The 15,467-nt window shown below is 74.8% G+C and carries 14 protein-coding genes; 3 read left to right on the forward strand and 11 right to left on the reverse strand.

The window, feature by feature from the left end; all coding sequences use genetic code 11:
* Positions 1-75: 75 nt before the first annotated feature.
* On the reverse strand, positions 76-396 hold the full coding sequence (fdxA, locus tag ACZ7MX_RS05770) for a ferredoxin (RefSeq protein ID WP_018089397.1): 321 nt from the start codon (positions 394-396) through the stop codon (positions 76-78).
* Positions 397-536: 140 nt separating this feature from the next.
* Here fdxA and ACZ7MX_RS05775 point away from each other — a divergent pair, with 140 nt between their 5' ends.
* Together ACZ7MX_RS05775 and ACZ7MX_RS05780 are read left to right on the forward strand one after the other, a co-directional pair.
* On the forward strand, positions 537-1,607 hold the full coding sequence (locus ACZ7MX_RS05775) for a GNAT family N-acetyltransferase (RefSeq protein WP_472129676.1): 1,071 nt from the start codon (positions 537-539) through the stop codon (positions 1,605-1,607).
* Positions 1,608-1,623: 16 nt separating this feature from the next.
* Positions 1,624-2,493: a transglutaminase family protein gene (locus ACZ7MX_RS05780; protein WP_472129678.1), complete on the forward strand. Its 870-nt coding sequence runs from the start codon at positions 1,624-1,626 to the stop codon at positions 2,491-2,493.
* On the opposite strand, the gene ACZ7MX_RS05785 is transcribed toward ACZ7MX_RS05780, so the two are convergent.
* The 9 genes from ACZ7MX_RS05785 to ACZ7MX_RS05825 all read right to left on the reverse strand — a co-directional run bounded on the left by ACZ7MX_RS05785 (position 2,460) and on the right by ACZ7MX_RS05825 (position 11,621).
* Complete coding sequence (locus ACZ7MX_RS05785) at positions 2,460-3,593, reverse strand: PP2C family protein-serine/threonine phosphatase (protein ID WP_472129680.1); 1,134 nt, start codon at positions 3,591-3,593, stop codon at positions 2,460-2,462. The genes ACZ7MX_RS05780 and ACZ7MX_RS05785 overlap by 34 nt on opposite strands.
* A gap of 95 nt (positions 3,594-3,688) precedes the next feature.
* Positions 3,689-4,294, reverse strand: a complete 606-nt coding sequence (locus tag ACZ7MX_RS05790) for a response regulator (RefSeq protein WP_472129682.1) — start codon at positions 4,292-4,294, stop codon at positions 3,689-3,691.
* A gap of 54 nt (positions 4,295-4,348) precedes the next feature.
* Positions 4,349-5,590, reverse strand: a complete 1,242-nt coding sequence (locus ACZ7MX_RS05795) for a sensor histidine kinase (protein WP_472129684.1) — start codon at positions 5,588-5,590, stop codon at positions 4,349-4,351.
* Entirely contained in the window at positions 5,587-6,324 is a 738-nt protein-coding gene (locus ACZ7MX_RS05800) for an ABC transporter permease (protein ID WP_393570592.1), read from the reverse strand. Before ACZ7MX_RS05800 ends, ACZ7MX_RS05795 begins: the two co-directional genes overlap by 4 nt.
* Positions 6,321-7,316, reverse strand: coding sequence for an ABC transporter ATP-binding protein (locus ACZ7MX_RS05805; protein ID WP_472129686.1), 996 nt, complete (start codon positions 7,314-7,316; stop codon positions 6,321-6,323). Before ACZ7MX_RS05805 ends, ACZ7MX_RS05800 begins: the two co-directional genes overlap by 4 nt.
* 174 nt (positions 7,317-7,490) lie before the next feature.
* Positions 7,491-9,641, reverse strand: coding sequence for a hypothetical protein (locus tag ACZ7MX_RS05810; protein ID WP_472129688.1), 2,151 nt, complete (start codon positions 9,639-9,641; stop codon positions 7,491-7,493).
* A 218-nt stretch (positions 9,642-9,859) separates the two neighbouring features.
* Complete coding sequence (locus ACZ7MX_RS05815; RefSeq protein ID WP_472129690.1) at positions 9,860-10,387, reverse strand: DUF6113 family protein; 528 nt, start codon at positions 10,385-10,387, stop codon at positions 9,860-9,862.
* Entirely contained in the window at positions 10,384-11,325 is a 942-nt protein-coding gene (mshB, locus tag ACZ7MX_RS05820) for an N-acetyl-1-D-myo-inositol-2-amino-2-deoxy-alpha-D-glucopyranoside deacetylase (protein WP_467701868.1), read from the reverse strand. Before mshB ends, ACZ7MX_RS05815 begins: the two co-directional genes overlap by 4 nt.
* A 101-nt stretch (positions 11,326-11,426) precedes the next feature.
* Positions 11,427-11,621 carry a hypothetical protein gene (locus ACZ7MX_RS05825; protein WP_030804865.1) on the reverse strand — a complete coding sequence of 65 codons (195 nt, stop codon included), beginning with the start codon at positions 11,619-11,621 and terminating at the stop codon, positions 11,427-11,429.
* Between the two features lie 268 nt (positions 11,622-11,889).
* Between ACZ7MX_RS05825 and ACZ7MX_RS05830 the strand changes: the two genes are divergently transcribed.
* Positions 11,890-14,058 carry a S9 family peptidase gene (locus ACZ7MX_RS05830; RefSeq protein WP_472129693.1) on the forward strand — a complete coding sequence of 723 codons (2,169 nt, stop codon included), beginning with the start codon at positions 11,890-11,892 and terminating at the stop codon, positions 14,056-14,058.
* Between the two features lie 215 nt (positions 14,059-14,273).
* Here ACZ7MX_RS05830 and ACZ7MX_RS05835 read toward each other — a convergent pair whose 3' ends face one another.
* Complete coding sequence (locus ACZ7MX_RS05835) at positions 14,274-15,398, reverse strand: hypothetical protein (RefSeq protein WP_472129695.1); 1,125 nt, start codon at positions 15,396-15,398, stop codon at positions 14,274-14,276.
* Positions 15,399-15,467: the final 69 nt, after the last annotated feature.

Here is a 15,467-nt window from a genome sequence, read left to right on the forward strand (position 1 = left end):
GGGACCGTGGCGGCGCCGTGCGGCCGCTGATGACGCCGGGGAGGGGAAGCCGGCCGGCTCCCTCCGCCCGGGTGGTTACTGGTTCTGCGGCGGCAGCGCTGCGATGAAGGGGTGGTCGCGCTCGATCAGGCCGAGCTTGCTGGCGCCACCGGGCGAGCCCAGCTCGTCGAAGAACTCGACGTTCGCCTTGTAGTAGTCCTTCCACTCCTCCGGGGTGTCGTCCTCGTAGAAGATGGCCTCAACCGGGCAGACCGGCTCACAGGCGCCACAGTCGACGCATTCGTCCGGGTGGATGTACAAGGACCGGGAGCCCTCGTAGATGCAGTCGACCGGGCACTCCTCGATGCACGCCTTGTCCTTGACGTCGACACAAGGCTGCGCGATGACGTAGGTCACGCTGTCGTTCCTCCTCGTTAGGGCCGGCGGACCGATTGGCGGTACCGCCGCAGGGCGCGCGGGAGCGCGGCGTCGTCGATGCCCGCCACCTAGTATCTCCGTTCCCGGGCACGAGACGAACAAGAGGGGCGGTTTGAGCGATGGAATTCCTGGCCGGCGGTCGCGCGGAGGTCCGCATCACCCGTGCTGACGTGGGCAAAAGGGTATCCGTCCGGCGCCTCACCGGGGACCGGGAGGGGGGAGCGGCGTTCACGGACGCGGTCGGGGTGCTCACATCGTGGGACGAGGGTGTGCTGAGCATCACACGCCGCTCGGGCGAGTGCGTACGGATCGCGGAGTCCTCGCTGGTCGCCGCGAAGGTCATTCCCGCGGCCCGGCCCCGCAGAAAGGTCCCCTCCGCGACCGCGCGCGAGCTCCAGCAGGTCGCGGCGCGCGGCTGGCCGGCCACCGAGACCGAGCGTCTCGGGGAGTGGACGCTGCGGGCCAGCGTGCAGGAGGTGCCCGGCGAAGCCGGTCCCGGAGGGGTGGTGGCCGGGCGACGGGTGGGCTTCACCAGGCGGGGCAATTCCGTACTGCCGCTCGGCGATCCCGGGATGCCGCTGGACGCCGCGCTGGAGCGGATCGCGCAGTGGTACGCGGCGCGCGGGCTGCCGCCGGTGATCACGGTCGCCACCGGCCGCCCGGACGCCGACGACGCGCTGGCCGCGGAGCTGGAGCGGCGCGGCTGGGCCGCCGAGGCGCACACCCGGGTCCTGATCTCCGCGCTGGCCCCGCTGGCCGACACCGACGCGGACCCGGCCCGCGTCACGCTGTCCCGGGAGCCGGGCGACGCCTGGCTGGCCCTCTACAACCGGACCGGCGACGCCGGCGGCCCCACCCCGACCGCGTGGAAGGTGCTGACCGGCGGCCCGTCGGTGTGGTTCGCGACGGTACGGGGCGAGGACGGCGGCACGGCGGCCATCGGGCGGCTGGTCGTCGACGGCCGGTGGGCCGGCTTCGCGGCGATCGAGGTGGCTCCGGCCGAGCGGCGGCAGGGGCTGGCCTCACTGGTCATGGCCGCGCTCGCCGAACGGGCGCTGGACGAGGGCGCCTCCGCGGCGTACCTCCAGGTCGAGGCCGACAACGCGGGCGCGCTGGCGCTCTACGAGCGGCTCGGCTTCACCGACCACCACGGCTACCACTACCGCCGGGCCCTGCCCGGCGGGCGCTGAACGGGACCGGTCGGACATGGCACCCGGTACGCCGGAGGAACCCGGGCCGGAGCCGGACGCGCGGGCCGCGCGGCGGCGCCGGTTCGCCGCGGCCGCCCGCGAGGAGCGGCCCGATCTGTCCCTGCTCTGCCTGCTGGTGGCGGCCGAGGCCGATCCCGGGCTGGACGAGGCGGGCCTGGACGCCGCGCAGATCGAGCTGGACCGGCTGGCCGGGCTGCTGCCGTACCAGCCGGCGGGCGGCCCGGGGGCCTGGGCCCGCAATCTGGCCGAGCTGCTCGGCACCCGCTGCGGCTTCGGCGGCTCGCCCGCCGACTACCGGCGGCTGGAATCCTCGCTGCTGCACGAGGTGCTGCGGCGCCGCCGCGGTCTGCCGATCCTGCTGTCGGTGGTGTGGATGGAGGTCGCCCGGCGGGCCGGCGCGCCGGTGTACGGGGTGGCGCTGCCGGGGCATTTCGTCGTCGGCTTCGGGGATCCGGCCGGGGCGCATGTGCTCGCCGATCCGTTCGCCGGCGGGCGGCTGCTCACCGACGAGGACGCGGCACTGCTGGTCGCCGGGGCGACCGGCGGGCAGCTGACCCGGCCGATGACGACCCCGGCCGATCCGCTGGAGATCGTGCTGCGGGTGCTCAACAACATCCGGGCCTGGGCCGAGGCCCGGCCCGAGCACAGCGCGGTGCAGCTGTGGGCGCTGGACCTGTCGCTGCTGCTGCCCAGCCGTCCCGCGCGGCTGCGCCTCGAACGGGCCCAGCTCCTGGTCCGGCGGGGGCAGTTCCTCGAAGGGGCGGCGGAGCTGACGGAGTACGCCGAGGTGGTGGCGGCGGTCGACCCGGCCGGTGCGGAGGCGATCCGCCGTCAGGCCGCGGCGGCCCGCGCGATGCTCAACTGAGGCGTCTCCGCCCGGCGGCCGACGACCAGGACCGTGGCGTCGTCCTTGAGGTCGCCGCCGGTGTAGCCCTCCAGGTCGGCGCGCAGCGTGCGGGCCAGTTCGGGCGGCTCCAGCCGGGTCCAGCCGGCCAGCCGCTCGCCCAGGGGGTAGAAGGTGCCGTCCGGGCCGCGCGCCTCGGTCACGCCGTCCGTGCACAGCACGATCCGGTCGCCGGGCTCCGGGCGGACCGGCACCCCGCGCCGCGGTTCGCCGCCGAGCGTGCCCAGGCCCAGCGGCAGTCCGCCCTCGCCGTCCCGGCGCTCGTACACCGCGCCGTCGCGGATCAGGTAGTACGGGATGTGGCCGCAGGACAGTACCCGGCCGCGCGGCGGCCCGGCCCCGCCGTCCCGCACCTCCATCAGCAGCGCGGTGACGAACCGCTCGTCGGTGCCCTGCTCGGCCGAGCGCGTGTTGTAGCGGGCCAGCGCCTGCTCCATCCGGTCGGCCACCGTCTCCAGGGCGTCATGGTAGTGCGCGGCCTCCCGGAACGCCGCCAGCACCTCCAGCCCGGCGCCGATCGCCGGCATGCCCTTGCCCTGGACGTCGCCGATCATCAGCCGCAGCCCGTGGGGGGTGTCGACGGCCTCGTAGATGTCGCCGCCGACCCGGGCGCCTTCCTGGGCGGAGACGTAGAAGCCGTACGCCTCGACCGGGCCGGCGCGCAGCGGCAGCTCGCGCAGCATGGCCCGCTGGACGGTGTCGGCCACCAGGCTGGTCCGGGCGTGCAGCGCCTCCCGCTGGAGCCGGACGCGGCACAGCATCACGGAGAAGGCCGCCGCCAGGCAGGCCCCGAAGACGGCGGTGATCCGGCTGACCGGGGCCCAGTCGGCGACGGTGAAGAGGTCCACGTACACCAGGCACAGCAGGTAGACGGCCGCGACCAGGACGGTCCGCCGGAGGGAGCAGCGCAGCGCGGCGTACAGCGGGGCGATGCCCAGGAAGGCGGACTGGTGCAGTTCGGGGCCGATGTCGACCGCGTCCAGGACCGTGACGCCGACGATCACGAGGATCAGCACCACGGTGGTGCCGCGGCCGCCCTCCGGGGCGCGGTTGAGGGGCATAACACTTCAAGCCTGCGGGACGGCACCCGACGGCGCACCGGGGAGAAGGTCCCGGGGCCGGCGGCCCGGGCGCGCGGGGCCGGTGCCCCGGGTGCTCAGAGCCAGCCCTTGTCGCGGGCCGTGCGGACCGCTTCGGCGCGGTTGCGGGCGCCGGTCTTCTGGATGGCGGTGGACAGGTAGTTGCGGACCGTGCCCTGGGAGAGGTGGAGGGCGGCGGCGATCTCGGCGTTGGTGGAGCCGTCCGCGGCGGTCCGCAGCACCTCCCGTTCGCGCTCGGTGAGCGGGCTGGCGCCGTCGGCCAGCGCGGCCGCCGCCAGCGCCGGGTCGATGACCCGCTCGCCGCGCAGCACCCGGCGCACCGCGTCCGCGAGCCGGGCCGCCGGGGCGTCCTTGACCAGGAAGGCGTCCGCGCCGGCCTCCATGGCGCGGCGCAGATAGCCGGGGCGGCCGAAGGTGGTGAGGATGACGATCTTCACGCCGGGCAGCTCGCGGCGCAGCGCGGCCGCCGCGTCCAGGCCGGTGAGGCCCGGCATCTCGATGTCCAGGAGGGCGACGTCCACCTCGTGCGCCCGCGCGGTGGCCACCACCTCGTCGCCGCGCGCCGCCTGTGCGACGACCTCCAGGTCCGCCTCCAGCGACAGCAGCGCGGCCAGCGCCTCCCGGACCATCGACTGGTCCTCGGCCAGCAACACCCTGATCATGCCGGTCAGCTTAGAGCGTGCGCGCGGCCCGCCGGGCGGGCGTACGGCCGGTGGCTACGCCTGGTCCGGCAGCGGCTCCGGGAAGGGCTCGGCGGCGGGCGGCGAGGGGGCCGGGGCGGCCAGCGGCACGTAGGCGCGCAGGGCGAAGCCGTGGCCGCGCGGGGCCGGGCCGGTCTCCAGCCGGCCGTCGGCCAGGGCCAGGCGCTCGCGCAGGCCGGTCAGGCCGTTGCCGTCGTGTCCGCCGCCGCGCGGCGGCCCGATGCCGTCGTCGATGACCGCCAGGCACAGGTAGCGCCGCTCGTCGGCCTCCCACTCCTCGGTCAGCAGCACCTCGCAGCGGCCGGCGCCGCTGTGCCGGACGACGTTGGTGACCGCCTCGCGCAGCGCCCAGGCCAGCGCGCTCTCCTCGTCGGCCGCGAGGCCCCGGTGCTCGTCGTCCAGCGCCGGGTCGACGGCGGCGGTGATGCCGGCGGTGCGCAGCGCGGCCCGCACCCCGGCCAGCTCGACGGCGATCCGGGGGCGGCGGTAGCCGGTGACCGCCTCCCGCACGTCGACCAGCGCCTGCCGGCTGACCCGTTCGATGTCGGCCACCTGGCGGGCGGCGTCGTCCGGGCGGTCCGGCAGCATCCGGCCGGCCAGCTCGCTCTTGAGCGTGATCAGGGAGAGCGAGTGGCCGAGGAGGTCGTGCAGATCGCGGGCGAGCCGCAGCCGCTCTTCGTTGGCGGCGAGCCGGGCGACCTCCTGGCGGGCGGCGCGCAGCTCCTGGGTCGTACGGATCAGGTGCTGCACGCCGACCATCGCGAACCCGCTGAGCAGGCAGGGCAGGGCGTACGCGAAGAGGTAGGACCGGACGTCCGGGTAGCGCGTGCCGATCAGGACGAGGGTGGCGGTCAGCGCCGGGATGGCCCACCGGGACGTCCGGAAGGGCTGGGTGACCGCGACCGCGACGGACACGAACGTGAAGAGCACCAGCCAGTTCGGGCCGAGCGTCCAGGACAGCAGCACGGCCAGTGCCGCGAGGAAGACCACACACGCCCGGAGCGCGACCGAGGGCAGCGGCCGGTGGGCCATGTGCCGGAAGACCAGGGCGAAGTAGACGGCGACGAACGTCAGGAAACCGACCCAGCCCAGCGCCTCGTGGGCCGGGGACATCCCGCCCTCGACGAGGCTCCCGATCGGGCCCGCGAGGTACCCGAACCAGATGACGATCCAGGCGGACTTCACCAGTGCCTGGCGGCGGGTGCGCGGCGGGGCGCCGATCATCACCGGGTTGTCGTCGGTCTCCGCTCCGTTCATGCCCGGCGGGTGTCCTTCCGGTAGAGCCAGGCCGCGCCACCGGCGAACAGCACCAGGTAGCCGGCGAGGAGGGCGATGTCCTTCACGTGCGGTGCGCCACCGGCCTCGACGGCGGTGCCGAGTGCCGTGTACGCGTGGGTGGGCAGCCATTCGGCGATGTCCTGCACCCACTGCGGCAGGATCGTCAGCGGCATCCACAGGCCGCCGAGGAAGGCCAGGCCGAAGTAGATCAGCATGGCGATCGGGCGGACCGCGTCACCGGTGGCCAGGTAGCCGATGGCGACGCCCAGGGCGGCGAAGACGAAGCTGCCGAGCCAGGTGCCGGCGGCGATCGCCAGCCACTGCCAGGCTTCCAGCCGGACGCCCTTGACGACCGCGGCGGCGAGCATGACCAGCACGATCGACGGCAGGCTGACGGTCGCGGCGGCGGCCATCTTGGCGGCGACGTAGCCGCGGCCCGGCAGGGCGGTCAGCCGCAGCTGCCGCACCCAGCCCTTCTCGCGCTCCTTGGCGATGCGCTCGCTGTTGCCCAGCAGCACGGCGGTCATGGCCCCGAATGCTGCCATGGACACCATGAAGTACAGCCCCATGTTCAGTTTCATGCCGGGGATCGGCGTGCTGTCCGCGCCGCCGGCGATGATCAGGTACAGCGCCGGCGGGTAGATCACCGAGAAGAACATGAACTTCTTGTTGCGCAGCGCGCGGACGATCTCCAGCTTGATCAGGGTGGTCATCGGGCCGCCTCCTCGGCGGTGGCGGGGCTCTGGTCGGACGCGGTGGTCAGGGCGATGAAGGCCTGCTCCAGGCCGAGGCCGGAGACCTCCAGGTTGTGCGGGTAGAGGCCGAGGCGGTAGACGGCGTGCACGGTGGCGTCGGCGTCCTGGGACTGGATCCGGACGGTGCGGCGGGAGCCCGCGGCGGAGCCGCTGTGGGACACGGTCAGCGAGGTCAGGTGCGGCAGGCCGTGCAGCGCGTCGTGGTCGACCGGCCCGTCGAGGTCGAAGGTGACCCGGCGGGCGCCGGCCCGGGCCTTGATCTCGGCGGCGGTGCCGTCGGCCAGCACCCGGCCGCGGTGCAGCACGATCACCCGGTCGGCGATCGCGTCGGCCTCTTCGAGGTAGTGGGTGGCGAACAACACCGTGCGGCCCTGCTGGGCCTGCTGGCGCATCGCGTCCCAGAAGGTCTGCCGGGCCGTCACGTCCATGCCGGTGGTCGGCTCGTCCAGCACGATCAGGTCGTTGGCGCCGGCGGTGGCGAGCGCGAAGCGGACCCGCTGTTCCTGGCCGCCGGAGAGCTTGTCGACCATGCGGTCGGCGATCCCGGTGATGCCTGCGGTGGCCAGGACCTCGTCGAGCGGACAGCCGCGCGGGTGCAGGTCGCGGGCCAGCTTCACCAGTTCCCGGACCTTGACGCCCTCCATCAGGCCGCCGCTCTGCAGCATCGCGCCGACCCTGCCCTGTTCGATGGCGCGCTGCGGGGTGGTGCCGAAGAGGGTCACCGTGCCGGCGTCGGCGCTGCGCAGGCCGAGCAGCAGGTCGAGGGTGGAGGACTTGCCGGCGCCGTTCGGGCCGAGGAGGGCGACGGTCTCGCCGGGATGCAGCTCCAGGTTCAGGTCGGCGACCGCGCGTACCGCGCCGTAGCTCTTGCTGACCTGACGGAAGCTGACCACCGGTGCCCGGTCCGCCTCCTGGGCGGCGGTGACTGTGCTGGTCGCTGTCGTCGTCATGGTGCCAGCTTCCCGGGCGCGTCCCGGTGCCCGGCAGTGTCGGACGTACGCACTCCGGCATGACATCTGTCATGGGGAAGGCCCCCTAGGGGTTCTCCCGGGGCGGTGCGCCGGGAGAGCCTCCAGGGGGCCGGTGGCCGGACGGTCGCCCGGCCGGGTGCGTACGGTCCGCCGTCAGCCGTCCGCGCCGACGGTCTGGACCCGCTCGGCGGGGGTGCGGCCGAGCAGCGCCTTGGCGACCGCGCTGGCCACCTCCTCGACGGTGACCGGCTTCTTCGAGCCGTCGCCCTTGGTGAGCAGGACGCCGTTGAAGGTGTCGCCGTAGAGCTGCTTCAGGGCCGCCCGGTCGTAGTACGGCACCAGCTCGCCGTTGCTGCCGATTTTGAACGACAGGAACTTCGGGATGGACTTCTGCGGGCTGAAGGAGACCGCGTGGGCGCCCGAACGGACCGTCACCAGGCCGGACATGGCGGGCTCGGCGTACTGCTTCATCGCCCGGTCCACCGCGGCCTTGCTCACCCGCGGCTGCTGGGTGCTCGCGGCGAGCACCACGGGGGCGTCGGTGCCGTTGGTGACCCGCTCGCGGTAGGCGTCGGCCACCTTCTGGCGGGACGCCTTGACGTCGATCGCCTTGTGCGGAACGCCGTAGTGGGGCACCGCCTTGCCGTTCTCGAAGGTGATCCCGCCGTCCTCGGAGGCACCGCCGGGCCCGGCGATGTTCTCCAGTGCGACCGCCAGCTTCTCGTCGTCGACGACCATGGCGGGCTTGGCCGTCCGGTCGACGCCGAACAGCGAGCCGATGACGGAGACCGGGTTGTAGTCCCGGCCGGCCGCGTCGCGGACCGTCGCCTGCGGGTCGATGTCCAGGCCCGCCTTGGCCGGCAGCAGGGTCTCGGCCTTGCCGTCGACGGTGAGCTTGAGCGGCGCGGTGCGGCGGTCCTTGAGCGCCGACTCCAGCTTCTTGACGGCCTCTTCCTTGGTGGTGCCGCCGATGTTCACGCCGAGCGCGGTGGTGCCGTTGGGCACGTCGGCGTGGTCGAGCAGCAGGCCCGCGCCGTAGGCGACGCCGGCCAGGACGACGACCGCGACGCCCGCCAGGACCAGCTTGTTGCGGCCCTTCTTGGGCGGGTTGATCGGCTCGGGGATCTTGGGCCGCGGCTTGGGGGCCGCGCTGTCGCCGTCACCCGGTGCGGAGGCGAACGGCGAGGGGGCCGACGGGCCGTCGGCCCCGGGGACCGCCGGGATGCCGCTGACCAGGGTGTCGCCGGACACCCGGTCGCGACGGCCGGGGGCCTGGCCCCGGGTGCCGCCCTTCGGGCCGCCGGAGGCCGGGCCGGCCTGCGAGCCGGGCAGACCTCCCGAGATGCCGCCGGCGCCGCGGCCGCTGCCCGGGCCGGTCAGCGGTCCGGGGGCCTGCGGGGTGAGTTCGGCGGTGTCGTCGATCTTCGGTGCCGGACCGCCGAAGCCGGGCGGGAGGTTGAGCGCCGAGTCGCCCTTGGCCGGACCCGTGGTGGGGCCGGCGGGTCCGCCCGGGCCGCCCACCGGGGCGTCGAAGGGGCTATGGTCCGGGGCCACGCCGGTGGGCGCGTCGAACGGCGAGGCGCTGCCGTGCCCCTCGCCGTCGAACGGCGAGCCGGCGTCCCGCGGGCCGCCGTCGAAGGGCGAACCGGCGTCCGGCTGCCCGCCGTCGAACGGCGAGCCGCCACCGGCCCTGCCGCCCTCGTCGAACGGCGAGCCGCCGCCCTGCCCCGCCGGGGCGTCGGAGAAGTACGGCAGGTCGGGGCGCTGGGGCGCGCCGGTGCCCGACGGGCCGCGCGGCGGGGTCGTGCCGCCCGGGGCGGGCGGCGCGGGGTGCGATCCGGTGCTCGACGACGAACCGGCCGCCGGGGGCGGCCCGGCCTGCGGCTTGCGCGGCGCGAACCAGTCGCTGGTCTTGTCGCCGCGGCCGCCCGTGGTGGCGTCGTCCGCTGCGGCCTCCGGGCGGGGGGTGCTGCCGGTGCGTTCGGCACCGCGCTCGGCACCGCGCGCCGGGCGCGGGGCGCCGCGGGAACCGCCGGATGCGGCCGATGCGTTCATACCGGACTCCTCACCGACGGGCTTGCGCACGACGACCGGCGGGATCGGGCGGGAGCCCGGAATGTTGATCTTGATCCGCGTCGTCAGCGTGGTCTCGGTCTTGGGCTCCTCCGGCTGCGCCGCGGCACCGGGCGCCAGCCCCTCGTCGGCGTCTCCCCTGGGCGAGCCGTACGGCGGCGTCCCCGACGGGTACGCGGCTCCGCCACGGCCCCGCGGGCCGGAGGACGAACTGTCAGATTCACGACTCAAAGCAGGTTCTCCCGGTTGGCGCTCCGCCGCTCGTCAGAGATGATCCCCGGCCTCAGGACCGGAGGGTGCCCCCAGGGCGGCGCGACGGCGCGCACCACCATACTGTCCGCCGCAGGCGGACACCCGGGGAGCTTACGAACACCGCCGCCATGGGCGAACCCCCCGCACCGGGGCCGTTGGCCCGGACCCGCGCGGCATTCGTCCTGGTATGCACCACGTCATCCGCCAACTCGGCCGGGCCGGGCGCCCGTCGTGCGCATCTGGGCCGCGGTGGCACAGATCACAGCCACCACGATGCCGCCCAGCAGGAAGATGTAGGAGCCGACGCCGGGGCCGAAGAGGAAGTCCCCCTCCGGCCGGACGTCGCTCAGCAGCAGGAAGACCGTCACCAGCCAGGCCGCGCCGGGCACCAGCGCGCCGGCGGTGGTGCCACTCGCCAGGGTGCCGCCGTAGAAGAGGCCGCCGACGGCCGCCAGCGCCAGCACCAGTCCGCCCGGGAACCAGGCGGCCTGCACCAGCGTCCCGGCCAGCGCCACCAGCACGCCCGCGACCAGGAGCAGCACGTATATGCCGATCCGGCCGGCGGTGAGCGGTGCCGGCCCGGCCGCGGGTGCGGCGGGCGCGCCGGACCGCCTGCCGGGCCGGGACCCGCCACCGGACGTCGCGCGGGACCGCTGCCCCTTGGCCGCGCCACCCTTGCCGTCGTCAGCGGCCGCGCCGCCGTTGCCGCCCTTCGCCGTACTCATTCCGCCGCCTCCTCAATCCGGGCACTCTCCTCCATACCCACCATTTCGCCGATACCCGCGAAGAGGTCGTCCTCACGGTCCCCGGCCGCTGCCCCCGGAACTCCGTGCACCAGCCGATAGTGCTCGGTGCCGAACAGCGGCTGCCCCAAGTCGTTGGAGAGCGCGAAGAACGGCCCGTCGACCGCGATCTGGGTGTAGTGGGCGCGCATCGCCGCCGCCTTGGCAGCGGCGTACGCCGGGCCGCCGGAGATCGAAGCGGTGACCTCGGAGTCCGGCACCACCCCCGGTACGTCGTCGACGGTGGCCACGCCGGGGAAGCTGTGCCCGGCCGCCTGCAGCCGCGCGAAGCCCTCCTCGACCACGGAACGGGGGTTGCAGTTCCAGTAAATCTTCCCGATCGCATACGCGCCGCCCAGCTCCGGCCGGAAATCCGCCCGCGCGGCCAGCTCGGCGCCGCGCATGGCCACGCGGTGCGCCTTGATGTGGTCGGGGTGGCCGTATCCGCCGTTCGGGTCATAGGTGACCAGGACCTGCGGGCGGACCTCACGGATGACGGCCACCAGATCGGCGGCCGCCGCGTCGAGCGGGGCCTGCCAGAAGGAGTCGGGCCGGTCGTTCTGCGGGGCGCCCATCATGCCGGAGTCGCGGTACCGGCCCGGCGCGCCGAGGAAGCGGTGGTCGGTGACGCCCAGCTCGGCCATGGCCGCGGCCAGCTCACCGACGCGGTGCGGGCCGAGGGCGTCGTCCCGGTCCGGCGCGAGGTGCGCGAGCTCGGACGGGATCACCTCGCCCTCCTCGCCGCGCGTGCAGGTGACGAGGGTGACCAGCGCGCCCTCGGCCGCGTACTTGGCCATGGTCACGCCGTTGTTGATCGACTCGTCGTCCGGATGGGCGTGGACCAGCAGGAGACGACGGGCGGAGGGAGGGTGCGCGGTCATGCGGACAAGCCTACGAGCCGCCGCCGACACCCTCACCCCGCGCTCGGGTCCGGACCTGCCGCCGCCCGGGTACGGACGTGCCGCCGCTCAGAACCCGCTGCTCAGAACTTGATGCCGCCGATCATGCTGGCGACGTTCGTCGTCAGCTGCTTGACCGACGGTGCGATGGACGAGCTGGCCAGATAGAAGCCCAGCAACATACAGACGAAGGCATGCACGGCCTTCAGCCCGGACTTCTTGACGAGCAAGAAGACGATGATCGCCAGCAGCACCACCGCCGAAATCGAGAGTGCCACGGCGGCTCACCTCCAAGTATCCACGGTCCGAACAGAGTTGATGGCGCACCGACCGCCGTCGCGGACCCGTGCACCGGGGTATGCCAAGGGCTCTTTACCCCGTACCCACTACGCGCAAGGGATCATAACTTTCCGTCCAAGCGCATAAGTCGGAGCACGGAAGCAGAGCGGGGGCGCACACGATCTTCACGAGCGCGACGCGGTGAGCCGGGCAATCCCCCGCTCCCGAACCGGCCCGATCCGGGGACACCTCGCCTAGGCTCGGCCCATGACCGGACAGCCTTCGTTCCCGCGGCAGTACGCCCGTACGCAGCGCTTCACCCTGGGCGCCCCGCGCAGTTACACCGTCTCCCCCGACGCCGCCCGGATCGTCTTCCTCCGTTCCCCTTCGGGCACCGAGCGCAGCCAGCAGCTGTGGGTGCTGGACCTGGAGGAGGGGCGGGAATTCACCGCCGCCGATCCGCAGGCGCTGCTGGCCGGTGCGGAGGAGGACCTCTCCCCCGAGGAGCGGGCCCGCCGCGAGCGCAGCCGGGAGAGTTCGGCGGGCATCGTGGGCTATGCCACGGACGCCGCCGTGGAGTTGGCGGCGTTCCCGCTCTCCGGCCGGCTGTTCGTCTCCGAGCTGCGGGCCGGCACCACGCGGGAACTCCCGGTGCCGGGCCCGGTGGTGGACCCCCGCCCCTCCCCGGACGGCCAGCACGTGGCCTTCGTGGCGGAGGGCCGGCTGCGGGTGGTCGCGGTGGACAGCGCGACGACGTCGGACGGCGGCGGGACGGCCGACCGGGTGCTGGCCGAGCCGGACGGGCCCGAGGTGACCTGGGGCCTCGCGGAATTCATCGCGGCCGAGGAGATGGGGCGGTACCGGGGCTTCTGGTGGTCCCCGAGCAGCGACGCGGTGCTGGCCGCACGGGTGGACGAGGCGCCGGTGCGGCGCTGGTGGATCTCCGACCCGGCACACCCGGACCGCGAGCCCGCCCGGATCGCGTACCCGGCCGCCGGCACCGACAACGCCGAGGTCTCGCTGACCCTGTTCGGTCTGGACGGCTCGCGCACCGACATCGACTGGGACCGCGGGCGCTACCCCTATCTCGCCCGCGTCCACTGGTCAGCGGCCGGTCCGCCGCTGCTCCTCGTCCAGGCGCGGGACCAGCGCGACCAGCGCTATCTGACGGTCGACCCCGCGACCGGTGCGACCCGGACGGTGCACGAGGACGAGGACGAGGCATGGGTCGAGCCGTTCCCCGGGGTGCCGGCCTGGACGCCGGACGGCCGGCTGGTGCGGATCGCCGACGAGGGCGGCGCGCGCAAGCTGTTCGTCGGCGACCGGCCGCTGACCGGGGCGCCGCTGCACGTCCGGGCGGTGCTGGACATCGGCGAGGAGGACGTGCTGTTCTCCGCGAGCGGCGCCGACATGCACGACATCGGCGTCTACCGCGCCTGGTTCCGCGGCAGCGGCGACCAGGGCGGCTGGGAGCGGGTGGGTGACCGGCCCTACCCGACGGTGTCCTCCGCGGTGCGCGGCGGCGCGCTGACCGTGCTCTCCCAGACGTCGCTGGAGCGCCCCGGCACCCAGGTGGACGTGGTCCGGCTGGACCCGGACGGCGGGGAGAAGACCCTCGCCACGATCGGCTCGTACGCCGAGGAGCCGGCGCTCACCGCCCGGCCGAGGCTGGTCCTGGCCGGCGAGCGGGAGATCCCGTGCGCGGTGCTGCTGCCCGACGGCTATGCGGAGGGCGACGGTCCGCTGCCGGTGCTGATGGACCCGTACGGCGGTCCGCACGGCCAGCGGGTGGTCGCCGCGCACAACGCGCATCTGACCTCGCAGTGGTTCGCCGACCAAGGCTTCGCGGTGATCGTCGCGGACGGCCGGGGCACTCCGGGCCGCTCCCCCGCCTGGGAGAAGGCGGTCTCCCGGCGGCTCGCCGAGATCACCCTGGACGACCAGGTCCACGCCCTGCAGGCACTGGCCGGATCCTTTCCCCTGGACCTCGACCGGGTGGCGATCCGCGGCTGGTCCTTCGGCGGCTATCTGGCGGGGCTGGCCGCACTGCGCCGGCCCGATGTCTTCCATGCCGCGGTGGTCGGCGCCCCGGTGACCGACCTCCGGCTGTACGACACCCATTACCAGGAGCGGTACCTCGGCCACCCGGACGAGGAACCGGCGGTCTACGCGGAGAACTCGCTGGTCACCGACGAGGGGCTGACCGGGGCGCGGGAGCCGCACCGTCCGATGCTGATCGTGCACGGCCTGGCGGACGACAACGTGGTCGTGGCCCACTCACTGCGCCTGTCCTCGGCCCTCCTGGCGGCCGGCCGCCCGCACGAGGTCCTGCCCCTGTCCGGGGTGACCCATATGACGCCCCAGGAACAGGTGACCGAAAACCTGCTGCTCCTCCAGGTGGACTTCCTCAAGCGGTCGCTGGGGATGCGGTCCTGAGGGTGCGGTCCTGAGGTCGCCGTCCCGGCGGGGCCGTCCTGACGAGGTCCGAGGAAAGGATTGCGCCCCGCCCCCGCCCCCGCGGGAATACGCCCGTCCGCCGCCCCGTTGTGGCCCCCAAGGGGGGCACGTGTCCCCTAGGGGATCTGTTCGACCACCCCCTAATGGGGGCCCCGCCCGCCCCACCTACTCCCCCCGCTCCCTCCGCCCCCCGGTCACCACCCCGGCGGCAGAGTGGTCGGTGGGGGCGGGGCGTGTGGTGGGCGGGCCTCGCCCGGGGCGGAGCCGTAGGCGCGCACCTCGTCGGGGTCCGCGGCGGGCGACGGCAGACCGGGCCGGGCCGCGGCGATCAGCACGACCGGGCCCGCGGCCGCCGACAGGGCCGCCGCGGCGAGCCCGAGCTGGGCCCCGCCCGGCAGCACCGCCAGCCGCCCGAACTGCCCCGCGCGCACGGCGAGGGCGAGCGTCACCGCGCCGTGCACGGCCAGCAGCGCCCCGGCGGCGCCCGCCGCGGGCCGGGCCCGGGCGGCCCGGCGGAACGCGGCCGCCGCGCCGGCCAGCGCCAGCAGTGCCAGCACCGCCGTCTGCCAGTCGGCCGGGGGCTCCAGCAGGGCCCGTACGGCGCCCGCCCCGCCGGTCAGCCGCCTGCCGTACGCCTCGCCGCCGAGCCGTACCCACTGGTGGACCTCACGAGCCGTCAAGGCCAGTCCGGCGGCGCCCAGGAGGACGCCCGCGAGGACCGCCGGCCCCTTGTACGGGCGGCCGGCCGGGCCGGGGCCCGCCCCGTACGGCACCGCACGCACGACCCCGTAGGCCGAGGACGCCACCTCGGGCAGGGCGTCGGCCCGGCGTCCGCCGGGCCGGCCCCGACGCCCGCGCCGCCGGACCGCACCGGCCGCCACCCCGCGCAGCAGCGCGGCCGCCACGAACTGGGCCGCGGCGGTCCCCCACGCCCACGTCAGCAACGCGTCGTCCGTGCCGGGCAGCCGGGCCGCGGCCGGTGTCCACAGCACCGGCAGCCGCAGCAGGACAACACCGGCCGCGAGGGAGCTCAGGGCGCCGGCGGCCACGGCCGGGGCGGGGGCCCGGCGCCGTACGACCGCCGCGGCACCGAGCGCGCCGAGCACCAGCAGCGGGTCCAGGGCCGAGGTGGCCCAGACGGTGTCGCGGCCCGGGCGGAGGTCCGCGCCGGACCAGTGCCGCCACAGGTCCGCGCCCTGCCCGGCGACGACGAGGTCCCGGACGATCCAGCCGGCGCCGGTCAGCGCGAGCAGCACGCAGAGCCAAGTGGCGGTGCGGCGCATGCCGTTGGTGAGAAAGCCGTCCCGCTCTGTGGACACGGCCCGTCCCCCGTCCGTGTCGGTGTGCCGGGTGGCCTGGGGCGCCGCGGGGACGCGGCGTCCACCGCA

Source organism: Streptomyces sp. NPDC107765, assembly GCF_055657085.1.

What these genes read in the sequence shown, in the direction of transcription:
- mshB (WP_467701868.1), bottom strand. Translation starts at nt 11,325, where the DNA reads ATGACCGCGCACCCTCCCTCCGCCCGTCGTCTCCTGCTGGTCCACGCC.
- ACZ7MX_RS05800 (WP_393570592.1), bottom strand. Translation starts at nt 6,324, where the DNA reads ATGACCACCCTGATCAAGCTGGAGATCGTCCGCGCGCTGCGCAACAAG.
- ACZ7MX_RS05830 (WP_472129693.1), top strand. Translation starts at nt 11,890, where the DNA reads ATGACCGGACAGCCTTCGTTCCCGCGGCAGTACGCCCGTACGCAGCGC.
- ACZ7MX_RS05815 (WP_472129690.1), bottom strand. Translation starts at nt 10,387, where the DNA reads ATGAGTACGGCGAAGGGCGGCAACGGCGGCGCGGCCGCTGACGACGGC.
- ACZ7MX_RS05775 (WP_472129676.1), top strand. Translation starts at nt 537, where the DNA reads ATGGAATTCCTGGCCGGCGGTCGCGCGGAGGTCCGCATCACCCGTGCT.
- ACZ7MX_RS05790 (WP_472129682.1), bottom strand. Translation starts at nt 4,294, where the DNA reads ATGATCAGGGTGTTGCTGGCCGAGGACCAGTCGATGGTCCGGGAGGCG.
- ACZ7MX_RS05805 (WP_472129686.1), bottom strand. Translation starts at nt 7,316, where the DNA reads ATGACGACGACAGCGACCAGCACAGTCACCGCCGCCCAGGAGGCGGAC.
- ACZ7MX_RS05785 (WP_472129680.1), bottom strand. Translation starts at nt 3,593, where the DNA reads ATGCCCCTCAACCGCGCCCCGGAGGGCGGCCGCGGCACCACCGTGGTG.
- ACZ7MX_RS05780 (WP_472129678.1), top strand. Translation starts at nt 1,624, where the DNA reads ATGGCACCCGGTACGCCGGAGGAACCCGGGCCGGAGCCGGACGCGCGG.
- ACZ7MX_RS05795 (WP_472129684.1), bottom strand. Translation starts at nt 5,590, where the DNA reads ATGAACGGAGCGGAGACCGACGACAACCCGGTGATGATCGGCGCCCCG.